Origin of the sequence: Streptomyces sp. NRRL WC-3605 (assembly GCF_001509795.1) — a bacterium.
Classification (GTDB): Bacteria; Actinomycetota; Actinomycetes; order Streptomycetales; family Streptomycetaceae; genus Streptomyces; species Streptomyces viridochromogenes.
Window position 1 is genome coordinate 99,096 of record NZ_LLZN01000001.1, and the last position, 12,480, is coordinate 111,575.

Genomic DNA, 12,480 nt, shown 5'->3' on the forward strand with positions numbered 1-12,480 from the left:
TAGACATGGGACTCGAAGAAAAGCTGCCGAGCGGATTCCTGCTGACCACCGTCGAACAGGCCGCGGGCTGGGTGCGCAAGGCGTCCGTCTTCCCGGCCACCTTCGGCCTCGCGTGCTGCGCCATCGAGATGATGACGACCGGCGCCGGCCGCTACGACCTGGCGCGCTTCGGCATGGAGGTCTTCCGCGGATCGCCGCGCCAGGCCGACCTGATGATCGTCGCCGGCCGGGTCAGCCAGAAGATGGCGCCGGTGCTCCGGCAGGTCTACGACCAGATGCCGAACCCCAAGTGGGTGATCTCCATGGGGGTCTGCGCCTCCTCGGGCGGCATGTTCAACAACTACGCGATCGTCCAGGGCGTCGACCACATCGTCCCGGTCGACATCTATCTCCCGGGCTGTCCGCCACGGCCCGAGATGCTGATGGACGCCATCCTCAAGCTGCACCAGAAGATCCAGGGCTCCAAGCTCGGGGTCAACGCCGAGGAAGCGGCCCGTGAGGCGGAGGAAGCGGCGCTCAAGGCCCTGCCCACGATCGAGATGAAGGGGCTGCTGCGGTGAGCGACGCCAACGGCACCAACGGGGCGAACGGGTCGAACGGGGTGAACCCCGAGAAGGACCTGTCCGCCTCCAACCTCCCCGGCCAGCGTGGCCAGGGCGGCGAGGAGATCCGCGTCCAGCGCGGCATGTTCGGCGCCGAGAGCGGCGGCGACACCTCCGGTTACGGCGGCCTGGTCCGCTCGGTCCGCCTCCCGGGACCGGCGAGCCGCCCCTACGGCGGCTGGTTCGACGAGGTCGCCGACGAGCTCGAGGGCGCGCTGGAGGAACAGGGCCTGCTGCCCGACAACGCCATCGAGAAGACGGTCGTCGACCGCGACGAACTCACCTTCCACATCGAGCGCGAGCACCTGCTCCGCGTCGCCCGCACCCTGCGCGACGACCCGGCCCTGCGCTTCGAGCTGTGCACGGGCGTGAGCGGCGTCCACTACCCGCACGACAAGGGCCGCGAGCTGCACGCCGTCTACCACCTGCGCTCGATCACCCACAACCGGCTGATCCGCCTGGAGGTCAGCGTCCCCGACAGCGACCCGCACGTCCCGTCGCTCGTCTCCGTGTATCCGACGAACGACTGGCACGAGCGCGAGACGTACGACTTCTTCGGCATCGTCTTCGACGGTCACCCCGCCCTGACGCGGATCATGATGCCGGACGACTGGCAGGGCCACCCGCAGCGCAAGGACTACCCCCTCGGCGGCATCGCCGTCGAGTACAAGGGCGCCCAGATCCCGGCTCCGGACCAGCGGAGGTCGTACTCGTGAGCACTCAGTCAGCATCCGCCCGCGAAACCACCGAGGGCACCGTCTACACCGTCACCGGTGGCGACTGGGACGAGGTCGTCGAGTCCGCGGCCAAGGCCGACGACGAGCGCATCGTCGTCAACATGGGTCCCCAGCACCCGTCCACCCACGGAGTGCTGCGCCTGATCCTGGAGATCGAGGGCGAGACGGTCACCGAGGCCCGCTGCGGCATCGGCTACCTCCACACCGGCATCGAGAAGAACCTCGAATACCGGACGTGGACGCAGGGCACGACGTTCGTGACGCGCATGGACTACTTGACGTCCTTCTTCAACGAGACCGCCTACTGTCTCGCCGTCGAGAAGCTCCTCGGCATCGAGGACCAGATCAGCGAGCGCGCCAAGATCATCCGGGTGCTCCTGATGGAGCTGAACCGGCTCTCCTCCCACCTGGTGTGCATCGCCACCGGCGGCATGGAGCTCGGCGCCACCACGATCATGATCTACGGATTCCGTGATCGTGAAATGATTCTCGACATCTACGAGCTCATCACGGGCCTGCGGATGAACCACGCGTACATCCGCCCCGGCGGACTCGCGCAGGACCTGCCGCCCGGCGCGGTGGACCACATCCGCGAGTTCGTGAAGAAGATGAAGAAGAACCTCCCGGAGTACGACAAGCTCGCCACCGGGAACCCCATCTTCAAGGCCCGTATGCAGGACGTCGGCTACCTCGACCTGGCCGGCTGCATGGCCCTCGGCGCCACCGGCCCGATCCTGCGCTCCACCGGCCTCCCGCACGACCTGCGCAAGACGCAGCCGTACAGCGGCTACGAGACCTACGACTTCGAGGTCCCCACCGCCGACTCCTGCGACTCCTACGGGCGCTTCCTGATCCGCCTGGAGGAGATGCGCCAGTCGCTCCGGATCGTCGAGCAGTGCCTGGACCGGCTGGAGCCGGGCCCGGTCATGGTCGCCGACAAGAAGATCGCCTGGCCCGCCCAGCTCGCCCTGGGACCCGACGGGCTCGGCAACTCCCTCGACCACATCAAGAAGATCATGGGCACCTCCATGGAGGCCCTGATCCACCACTTCAAGCTGGTCACCGAGGGCTTCCGCGTCCCGCCGGGACAGGTGTACGCGGCCGTCGAGTCGCCCAAGGGCGAGCTCGGGGTGCACGCCGTCTCCGACGGAGGCACCCGCCCCTTCCGGGTCCACTTCCGCGACCCGTCCTTCACCAATCTGCAGGCCATGGCGGCGATGTGCGAGGGCGGCCAGGTCGCCGACGTCATCGTCGCCGTCGCGTCCATCGACCCCGTGATGGGAGGCGTCGACCGGTGACCACCTCATCTTCCGAGCGGGGCGTCAGCCTGGGCATGCCCGAACTGCCCGCCCCCGGCTACCCGGACGACGTGCGCGCCCGGCTGGAGGCCGACGCCCGCGAGGTCGTCGCCCGCTACCCGGACTCGCGGTCCGCCCTGCTGCCGCTGCTGCACCTCGTGCAGGCGGAGGAGGGACACGTCACGCGCACCGGGATGCGGTTCTGCGCGGACGTGCTCGGCCTGACCACGGCCGAGGTCACCGCCGTCGCGACCTTCTACACCATGTACCGCCGCAAGCCCTCCGGCGACTACCAGGTGGGCGTGTGCACCAACACGCTGTGCGCGGTCATGGGCGGCGACGCCATCTTCGAGGAGCTCCAGGAGCACCTGGGCGTCGGCAACGGCGAGACCACCGGCGACGGCAAGGTCACCCTGGAGCACATCGAGTGCAACGCGGCCTGCGACTACGCCCCGGTCGTGATGGTCAACTGGGAGTTCTTCGACAACCAGACCCCCGACAGCGCCAAGCGGCTCGTCGACGACCTGCGCGCCGGCCGTGACGTGGCGCCCACGCGCGGGGCCCGCCTGTGCACCTTCAAGGAGACCGCCCGGATCCTCGCCGGCTTCCCCGACGAGCGGCCCGGTGCCGTCGAGGAGGGCGGCAGCGCCGGGGCGGCGTCGCTGGTGGGCCTGCGCCTCGCCAAGGGAGAGGCCGCGCCCGCGCGCGTGGTCCACCCGCGCGACGGCGGCCCGCACGACGAGCAGCAGGACAGGACCGTGCACCACCCGTCGCCGGCTGAACACCTCAGCTCGCACGACGCGCCGCAGGATTCGTCCGCGTCCGACCCGGCCCACCCGGCAGGGCCTGTCGCCGAGGAGGGGGAGTGATGACATTGGCACCGGAGCTGAAGGAGAACAGTCCCGAGAAGCTGCTCGCACCCGTGCTGTCGGCCTTCTGGGACGAGGACCGGTCCTGGACGCTCGACGTCTACCGCAGGCACGACGGGTACGAGGGGCTCCGCAAGGCGCTCGCCATGTCGCCGGACGACCTGATCGCCTACGTCAAGGACTCCGGTCTGCGCGGGCGCGGCGGCGCGGGATTCCCCACCGGGATGAAGTGGCAGTTCATCCCGCAGGGAGACGGAAAGCCGCACTATCTCGTTGTCAACGCCGACGAGTCGGAGCCTGGGACCTGCAAGGACATCCCGCTCCTCTTCGCGAACCCGCACAGCCTCATCGAGGGCATCGTGATCGCGTGCTACGCCATCCGGTCGTCGCACGCCTTCATCTATCTGCGGGGTGAAGTCGTCCCCGTCCTGCGGCGGTTGCACGAGGCCGTGCGCGAGGCCTACGCGGCGGGCTTCCTCGGCAAGGACATCCTGGGCAGCGGACTCGACCTCGAACTCACCGTGCACGCCGGTGCCGGCGCGTACATCTGCGGTGAGGAGACCGCACTGCTCGACTCGCTCGAAGGCCGCCGTGGTCAACCGCGACTGCGTCCTCCCTTCCCGGCCGTGGCAGGTCTCTACGCCTGCCCCACTGTGGTGAACAACGTCGAGTCGATCGCGTCGGTTCCCGCCATCCTGAACCGGGGCAAGGAGTGGTTCCGCTCGATGGGCAGCGAGAAGTCCCCGGGCTTCACGCTGTACTCGCTCAGTGGTCACGTCGCCAGCCCCGGACAGTACGAGGCCCCGCTCGGCATCACCCTGCGCCAGCTGCTCGACATGAGCGGCGGCATGCGGCCCGGGCACCGGCTGAAGTTCTGGACACCGGGCGGCTCGTCCACGCCGATGTTCACCGACGAGCACCTCGACGTCCCCCTCGACTACGAGGGGGTGGGCGCCGCCGGCTCCATGCTCGGCACCAAGGCGCTCCAGTGCTTCGACGAGACGACCTGCGTGGTCCGCGCCGTCACCCGCTGGACCGAGTTCTACGCCCACGAGTCCTGCGGCAAGTGCACGCCCTGCCGAGAAGGCACGTACTGGCTCGTGCAGTTGCTGCGCGACATCGAGGCCGGCAAGGGCGTGATGAGCGACCTCGACAAGCTGAACGACATCGCCGACAACATCAACGGCAAGTCCTTCTGCGCCCTCGGCGACGGCGCCGCCTCGCCGATCTTCTCCTCGCTGAAGTACTTCCGCGAGGAGTACGAGGAGCACATCACGGGCCGTGGCTGCCCCTTCGACCCGGCCAGGTCGACGGCCTGGGCCGACCACCGCACGGAGGTGAACGCATGACTGTGACCACCAGCGCTCCCTCCGGAGGGGGAGAGGCGGCGGTCCCGCCGGAGGACCTCGTGACGCTGACGATCGACGGCGCCGAGATCAGCGTGCCCAAGGGCACCCTGGTCATCCGGGCCGCCGAGCAGCTCGGCATCGAGATCCCGCGCTTCTGCGACCACCCGCTCCTCGACCCGGCCGGCGCCTGCCGCCAGTGCATCGTGGACGTCGAGGGTCAGCGCAAGCCGATGGCGTCCTGCACGATCACGTGCACCGACGGCATGGTCGTCAAGACGCACCTCACCTCGCCGGTCGCGGAGAAGGCCCAGAAGGGTGTGATGGAGCTCCTGCTCATCAACCACCCGCTGGACTGCCCGGTCTGCGACAAGGGCGGCGAGTGCCCGCTGCAGAACCAGGCCATGTCGCACGGCGCCGCGGAGTCCCGCTTCGAGGGCCGCAAGCGCACCTACGAGAAGCCCGTCCCGATCTCCACGCAGGTGCTGCTCGACCGCGAGCGGTGCGTGCTGTGCGCCCGCTGCACCCGGTTCTCCAACCAGGTCGCGGGCGACCCGATGATCGAGCTGGTCGAGCGCGGCGCCCTCCAGCAGGTCGGCACCGGCGAGGGCGACCCGTTCGAGTCGTACTTCTCCGGCAACACCATCCAGATCTGCCCCGTCGGCGCGCTCACCTCGGCGGCGTACCGATTCCGCTCCCGGCCCTTCGACCTGGTCTCCTCGCCGTCGGTGTGCGAGCACTGCTCGGGCGGCTGCGCCACCCGCACCGACCACCGGCGCGGCAAGGTCATGCGGCGCCTCGCGGCGGACGACCCCGAGGTCAACGAGGAGTGGATCTGCGACAAGGGGCGCTTCGCCTTCCGCTACGCCCAGCAGCGCGACCGGCTGGACACCCCGCTGGTACGCAACGCCGAGGGCGACCTCGAACCGGCGTCCTGGCCGGAGGCGCTCCAGATCGCCGCCCAGGGGCTGCTCGCCTCGCGCGGCCGGACCGGTGTGCTGACCGGCGGCCGACTCACCGTCGAGGACGCCTACGCGTACAGCAAGTTCGCGCGCGTGGCCCTCGACACCAACGACATCGACTTCCGCGCGCGGGCGCACAGCGGCGAGGAGGCCGACTTCCTCGCCGCGCAGATCGCCGGCCGCGGCCGTGACCTCGACGGCAGCGGAGTCACCTACACCTCCCTGGAGAAGGCGCCCGCCGTCCTGCTGGCCGGGTTCGAGGCCGAGGAGGAGGCACCCGGCGTCTTCCTGCGGCTGCGCAAGGCGTGGCGCAAGCACGGCCAGCGGGTCTTCTCCCTGGCCACGCACGCGACCCGGGGTCTGGAGAAGGCCGGCGGCACCCTGCTTCCCGCCGCTCCCGGCACCGAGACGAAGTGGCTGGACGCGCTGGCCGCCGGCACCGGCCTGGAGGGCCCGGGCGCCGAGGCGGCCGGGGCGCTGCGCACCGAGGGCGCCGTGATCGCCGTAGGCGAGCGGCTGGCCGCCGTCCCGGGCGGGCTCACGGCCGCCGTACGGGCCGCGGCCGCCACCGGCGCCCGGCTGGTGTGGATCCCGCGCCGGGCCGGGGAGCGGGCCGCCGTCGAGGTGGGCGCGCTGCCGTCGCTGCTGCCCGGCGGGCGTCCCGCGACCGACCCGCGCGCGCGGGACGAGGTCGCCGCCCTGTGGGGCGTCGCCGAACTCCCCTCCCGCTACGGCCGCGACACCGGCCAGATCGTGGAGGCCGCCGCGCGCGGCGAGCTCCAGGCCCTGCTGGTCGCGGGCGTCGAGGTCGCCGACCTGCCGGACCCGGCACGCGCGCGTGAGGCGCTCGCCGAGGTCGGCTTCGTGGTGTCGCTGGAGCTGCGGCCCAGCGAGGTGACCGAGCTCGCCGACGTGGTGCTGCCGGTGGCCGCCGTCGCCGAGAAGGCCGGCACCTTCCTCAACTGGGAGGGCAGGGTGCGCTTCTTCGAGGCCGCGCTGAAGCCCGACCAGATGACCCGCCGCCCGGCGCCGACCGACGCGCGCGTCCTGCAGATGCTGGCCGACGCCATGGACGTGCACCTGGGGCTGCCCGATCTGCGCACCACGCGCGCGGAGATCGACCGGCTCGGCCCCTGGGACGGTCCGCGGGCCGACCAGCCGCTGGAGATCGCCGCCCAGCTGCCGCGTCCGGCGGCCGGTGAGGCCGTCCTCGCCGGGCACCGGCTGCTGCTCGACCAGGGCCTGCTCCAGCAGGGCGACGAGGCGCTCGCCGGCACCCGGCACGCCGCCCACGCGCGCGTGTCGGCCGCCACGGCCGCCGAGGCGGGCGTGAAGAACGGCGACGCGCTCGCCGTCACCGGTCCCGCCGGCACCGTCGAACTGCCGCTGCAGATCACGGAGATGCCCGACCGGGTGGTGTGGCTGCCGCTGAACTCGGTCGGCGGGGGCGTCGCCTCCGACACCGGGGTGCTGCCCGGCTCACTCGTCCGCATCGGCCCGGCGACCCTCGCGTCCGAGGCCCCAGAGGAGGTGGAGGCATGAGCCCTTTCCTCGCCGCTGAAGACCTCTCGATGTTCGGCCGCGACCCCTGGTGGCTGGTCGTCGTCAAGGCGGTGTTCTGCTTCGCCTTCCTGATGGTGACCGTGCTGTTCTCGATCGTCTGGGAGCGCAAGGTCGTCGCCTGGATGCAGCTGCGCATCGGCCCCAACCGGCACGGCCCCTGGGGCATGCTCCAGTCGCTCGCCGACGGCATCAAGCTGATGCTCAAGGAAGACGTCATCGTCAAGCGCGCCGACAAGGTCGTGTACGTCCTCGCGCCGATCGTCGCGGCCATCCCGGCCTTCATGGCGATCGCGGTGATCCCCTTCGGCCCGGCCGGCAACGAGATCTCGATCTTCGGCCAGCGCACCACGATGCAGCTCACCGACCTGCCGATCGCGATGCTCTACATCCTGGCGGTCGCCTCGGTCGGCATCTACGGCATCGTGCTCGCGGGCTGGAGCTCCGGGTCGACGTACCCGCTGCTCGGCGGTCTGCGCTCCTGCGCGCAGATGATCTCCTACGAGATCGCGATGGGCGCCGCGTTCGCCTCCGTGTTCCTCTACTCCGGGTCGATGTCCACCTCGGCGATCGTCGAGGCGCAGCAGGACCGCTGGTACATCGTCCTGCTGCCGGTGTCGTTCCTGATCTACATCGTGACGATGGTCGGCGAGACGAACCGCGCCCCCTTCGACATGCCCGAGTCCGAGGGCGACCTGGTCGGCGGCTTCAACACCGAGTACTCGTCCATCAAGTTCGCGATGTTCATGCTCGCCGAGTACGTGAACATGGTGACGGTCTCGGCGGTGTCCGTGACGCTCTTCCTGGGCGGCTGGCGGGCCCCGTACCCGATCAGTTCCTTCTGGGAGGGCGCGAACCACGGCTGGTGGCCGCTCCTCTGGTTCGTCATCAAGGTGCAGCTGCTGCTGTTCTTCTTCATCTGGCTGCGCGGCACACTGCCCCGCGTCCGCTACGACCAGCTGATGAAGCTCGGCTGGAAGGTCCTCATCCCGGTCTCCGTCGTCTGGCTGATGCTCGTCGCGACCGTGCGGACCCTGCGCAACGAGAACTACGACTTCGCGGACATCGCCCTGTACGTCGGCGGCGGAGTCATCGCGCTGCTGCTGCTCTCCGTCGTCGCGGACCTGTTCCGCGAGCGGGGGAAGGGCGCCGCGCAACCCGCCGAGGAACCCGCCGCGTTCGACCCGATGGCCGGTGGCTTCCCCGTACCGCCGCTGCCCGGACAGGAGCTGCCGCCCGTCCCGCGGCGCCGACCGCGCCGGGAGCGGGAGCTGATTGTCAGTGGCGGGTCCGATACTCACAGTGACGGATCTCTGGATGGAAAGGAGGCGTCCGATGGCTGAGGAGCCGAAGGAGACCGGGCAGACGAAGCCCGGCTTCCAGAACCCCGTGGCCGGCTTCGGCGTGACCTTCAAGGCCATGTTCAAGAAGCGGCTGACCGAGCAGTACCCGGAGCAGCAGAAGACCACCGCTCCGCGCTTCCATGGACGGCACCAGCTCAACCGCCATCCGGACGGCCTGGAGAAGTGCGTCGGCTGCGAGCTGTGCGCCTGGGCCTGCCCCGCCGACGCCATCTACGTGGAAGGCGCCGACAACACCGACGAGGAGCGCTACTCGCCCGGTGAACGGTACGGCCGCGTCTACCAGATCAACTACGCCCGCTGCATCCTGTGCGGCCTGTGCATCGAGGCGTGCCCCACGCGTGCGCTCACGATGACCAACGAGTTCGAGCTGGCGGACTCCAGCCGCGCCAACCTCATCTACACCAAGGAGCAGCTGCTCGCCGGTCTGGAGGAGGGCATGGTCGACTCGCCCCACTCCATCTACCCCGGCACCGACGAGCAGGACTACTACCGCGGTCTGGTGACGGAGGCCGCGCCGGGCACGACCCGGCAGGTCGCGGTCTCCAAGGGCGAGGTCCCGCAGGAGGGTGCCTCGACCTTCGGCGAGGACGAGCCGGCCTCGGGGAAGGTGACCGGCCGATGAGCGCTCAGATCGCCGCCGCCTACTCCACCTCCACCGGCGAGGCCGTGCAGTTCTGGATCCTCGGCACCGTCGCCGTGCTCGGCGCCCTGTGCACCGTCTTCCTCAAGAGGGCCGTGCACAGCGCGCTCTGCCTCGCCGGCACGATGATCGTCCTCGCGGTGTTCTACCTGGCCAACGGCGCCTACTTCCTGGGCGTCGTACAGATCGTCGTCTACACCGGCGCGATCATGATGCTGTTCCTCTTCGTGGTGATGCTGGTCGGCGTGACGGCCGCGGACTCCCTGAAGGAGACCATCAAGGGCCAGCGCTGGCTGGCCCTTCTGTGTGGCCTCGGCTTCGGCATCCTGCTGTTCGCCGGCATCGGGAACGCCTCGCTGCGCCAGTTCGACGGCCTCACGCAGGCCAACGCGAACGGCAACGTGGAGGGCCTGGCCACCCTCATCTTCACGAGGTACGTCTTCGCGTTCGAGATCACCGGCGCCCTGCTGATCACCGCCGCGGTCGGCGCCATGGTGCTCACGCACCGCGAGCGCACCGAGCGCGCCAAGACCCAGCGGGAGCTGGCCGAGGAGCGCGTGCGTGCCGGCAAGCACGTCCCGCCGCTCCCGGCGCCCGGCGTCTACGCCCGGCACAACGCCGTGGACATCGCCGGTCTGCTGCCCGACGGGACCCCGTCCGACCTCACCGTCAGCAAGACGCTGCGCGAGCGCGGGCAGATCCGGGACGTGTCCTCCGAGGCGCTCAACGACCTGCGGGCGCTGGAGCAGCGTGCGGCGGAGCGCCTGGAGCGGACCGCGATCGAGCCGTCCACCTTCAAGCGTCCGGAGGAGGCGTCCAAGTGAATCCGGTCAACTACGTCTACCTCGCGGCCCTGTTGTTCACGATCGGCGCCACCGGTGTGCTGATCAGGCGCAACGCGATCGTCCTCTTCATGTGCGTCGAGCTGATGCTCAACGCCTGCAACCTCACGCTCGTGGCGTTCTCCCGGATGCACGGCAATCTGGACGGCCAGATCATCGCCTTCTTCACGATGGTCGTGGCCGCCGCGGAGGTCGTCGTCGGGCTCGCGATCATCGTGTCGCTGTTCCGTTCCCGCCACTCGGCCTCGGTCGACGACGCCAGCCTGATGAAGCTCTGAGGGGTCGGAAGAAATCGTGGAGAACCTGATTGCGCTGCTGATCGCGGCGCCCTTGCTCGGAGCGGCCGTCCTGCTGTGCGGTGGCCGGCGGCTCGACGCCGTCGGCCACTGGATCGGCACGCTCCTGTCGTTCGTCTCCTTCGCCTTCGGTGTGGTCCTCTTCGCCGACCTGCTCGGCAAGGGCGCCGAGGAGCGGACCCTGACGAGCCATCTGTTCAGCTGGATCCAGGTCGAGGGCTTCCAGGCGGACGTCGCGTTCCGCCTCGACCAGCTGTCGATGACGTTCGTCCTGCTGATCACCGGCGTCGGCTCGCTGATCCACGTGTACTCGATCGGGTACATGGAGCACGACGAGCGCCGCCGCCGCTTCTTCGGCTATCTGAACCTGTTCCTCGCGGCGATGCTGCTGCTCGTCCTCGCCGACAACTACCTGCTGCTGTACGTCGGCTGGGAGGGCGTCGGTCTCGCCTCGTACCTGCTGATCGGCTTCTGGCAGCACAAGCCCAGCGCCGCCACGGCCGCGAAGAAGGCCTTCCTGGTCAACCGCGTCGGCGACATGGGCCTGTCCATCGCGATCATGCTGATGTTCTTCTGGTTCGGCACCTTCGCGTTCGGGCCGCTGCTCGGCGGCGAGGGCGAGGCCGGTCTCGCCGGGAACGCGAGCGAGGGCAAGCTCACCGCCATCGGCCTGATGCTGCTGCTCGCCGCGTGCGGCAAGTCCGCCCAGGTGCCGCTGCAGTCCTGGCTCGGGGACGCGATGGAGGGCCCGACCCCGGTCTCGGCCCTCATCCACGCCGCGACGATGGTGACCGCGGGCGTCTACCTGATCGTCCGCTCCGGCGCCATCTTCGACGCGGCGCCCGACGCGCAGCTGGTCGTCACGATCGTCGGAGCCGTCACGCTCCTGTTCGGTGCGATCGTCGGTTGCGCGAAGGACGACATCAAGAAGGCGCTGGCCGGCTCGACCATGTCGCAGATCGGCTACATGGTCCTGGCCGCGGGCCTCGGTCCCATCGGCTACGTCTTCGCGATCATGCACCTGGTGACGCACGGCTTCTTCAAGGCCGGGCTCTTCCTCGGCGCCGGTTCCGTCATGCACGGCATGAACGACGAGGTCGACATGCGCAAGTACGGCGGCCTGCGCAAATACATGCCGGTCACGTTCATCACCTTCGGCCTCGGCTACCTCGCCATCATCGGCTTCCCGGGCCTGTCCGGCTTCTTCTCCAAGGACAAGATCATCGAGGCGGCGTTCGCCAAGGGCGGCACGGAGGGCTGGATCCTCGGCGCCTGCGCGCTGCTGGGCGCGGCCCTCACGGCGTACTACATGACGCGCGTGATGCTGATGACGTTCTTCGGGGAGGAGCGCTGGCGGCACACGAAGACCGCGTCGCCGGCCGAGCCCAGCGCGGAGCCCGCCGCCGAGACCCACGGCGAGCACGCGGAGCCGCACCCGCACGAGTCGCCCAAGGTCATGACGATCCCCATGATCGTCCTGGCGGTCGGGTCGGTGGCGGGCGGTGCGTTCTTCAGCATCGGCGACCGCTTCGTGCACTGGCTCGAGCCCATCACCGGGCACGCGCACGGCAATCCGCCGATCAGCGCGGGCACCGTCACCGGTGCGACCGTCGCGTGCATGGTCGTCGGCGTCGCCCTCGCCTGGGCCCAGTACGGCAGGCGCCCGGTCCCGGCGGTCGCCCCGCGCGGGTCGCTGCTCACCCGGGCCGCCCGGCGCGACCTGTACCAGGACGACTTCAACCACGTCGTCCTCGTCCGCGGCGGCGAGCACCTCACCCGCTCCCTGGTCTACGTCGACCACACCCTGGTCGACGGTGTCGTCAACGGCACGGCGGCCTCGGTCGGCGGCCTGTCCGGACGGATGCGCAGGCTCCAGAACGGCTTCGCGCGCTCGTACGCGGTCTCGATGTTCGGCGGTGCGGCGATCCTCGTCGCCGCGACCCTGCTGATGAGGGCGGTCTGAT

Annotated in this window: 11 protein-coding genes; all 11 read left to right on the plus strand. The window is 69.9% G+C overall.

The window, feature by feature from the left end:
* Nucleotides 1–5 precede the first annotated feature (5 nt).
* From ADL34_RS00500 to nuoL, 11 genes are read left to right on the plus strand one after another with little or no spacing between them, the layout of a single operon-like run.
* Entirely contained in the window at nt 6–560 is a 555-nt protein-coding gene (locus ADL34_RS00500) for a NuoB/complex I 20 kDa subunit family protein (RefSeq protein WP_030494814.1), read from the plus strand.
* Nucleotides 557–1,318: an NADH-quinone oxidoreductase subunit C gene (locus ADL34_RS00505; RefSeq protein ID WP_062664202.1), complete on the plus strand. Its 762-nt coding sequence runs from the start codon at nt 557–559 to the stop codon at nt 1,316–1,318. Before ADL34_RS00500 ends, ADL34_RS00505 begins: the two co-directional genes overlap by 4 nt.
* Nucleotides 1,315–2,637: an NADH-quinone oxidoreductase subunit D gene (locus ADL34_RS00510; RefSeq protein ID WP_062664200.1), complete on the plus strand. Its 1,323-nt coding sequence runs from the start codon at nt 1,315–1,317 to the stop codon at nt 2,635–2,637. Before ADL34_RS00505 ends, ADL34_RS00510 begins: the two co-directional genes overlap by 4 nt.
* Entirely contained in the window at nt 2,634–3,506 is an 873-nt protein-coding gene (gene nuoE, locus ADL34_RS00515) for an NADH-quinone oxidoreductase subunit NuoE (protein ID WP_062664198.1), read from the plus strand. The genes ADL34_RS00510 and nuoE overlap by 4 nt, the downstream gene beginning before the upstream one ends.
* Nucleotides 3,506–4,855: an NADH-quinone oxidoreductase subunit NuoF gene (gene nuoF, locus ADL34_RS00520; protein WP_062664196.1), complete on the plus strand. Its 1,350-nt coding sequence runs from the start codon at nt 3,506–3,508 to the stop codon at nt 4,853–4,855. The genes nuoE and nuoF overlap by 1 nt, the downstream gene beginning before the upstream one ends.
* A complete protein-coding gene (locus tag ADL34_RS00525) occupies nt 4,852–7,356 on the plus strand; it encodes an NADH-quinone oxidoreductase subunit G (protein WP_062664193.1) in 2,505 nt (834 codons plus the stop codon). The genes nuoF and ADL34_RS00525 overlap by 4 nt, the downstream gene beginning before the upstream one ends.
* Nucleotides 7,353–8,717, plus strand: coding sequence for an NADH-quinone oxidoreductase subunit NuoH (gene nuoH, locus ADL34_RS00530; RefSeq protein WP_062664191.1), 1,365 nt, complete (start codon nt 7,353–7,355; stop codon nt 8,715–8,717). The genes ADL34_RS00525 and nuoH overlap by 4 nt, the downstream gene beginning before the upstream one ends.
* Entirely contained in the window at nt 8,710–9,360 is a 651-nt protein-coding gene (nuoI, locus tag ADL34_RS00535) for an NADH-quinone oxidoreductase subunit NuoI (RefSeq protein ID WP_062664189.1), read from the plus strand. The genes nuoH and nuoI overlap by 8 nt, the downstream gene beginning before the upstream one ends.
* The gene (locus tag ADL34_RS00540; RefSeq protein WP_062664187.1) at nt 9,357–10,202 is read left to right on the plus strand and encodes an NADH-quinone oxidoreductase subunit J; all 846 of its coding nucleotides are present in this window, start codon (nt 9,357–9,359) and stop codon (nt 10,200–10,202) included. Before nuoI ends, ADL34_RS00540 begins: the two co-directional genes overlap by 4 nt.
* Nucleotides 10,199–10,498 (plus strand): NADH-quinone oxidoreductase subunit NuoK, encoded by a 300-nt coding sequence (gene nuoK, locus ADL34_RS00545; protein ID WP_062664186.1) that lies wholly within the window; start codon nt 10,199–10,201, stop codon nt 10,496–10,498. The genes ADL34_RS00540 and nuoK overlap by 4 nt, the downstream gene beginning before the upstream one ends.
* A gap of 16 nt (nt 10,499–10,514) precedes the next feature.
* Nucleotides 10,515–12,479 carry an NADH-quinone oxidoreductase subunit L gene (nuoL, locus tag ADL34_RS00550; protein WP_062664184.1) on the plus strand — a complete coding sequence of 655 codons (1,965 nt, stop codon included), beginning with the start codon at nt 10,515–10,517 and terminating at the stop codon, nt 12,477–12,479.
* Nucleotide 12,480: the final 1 nt, after the last annotated feature.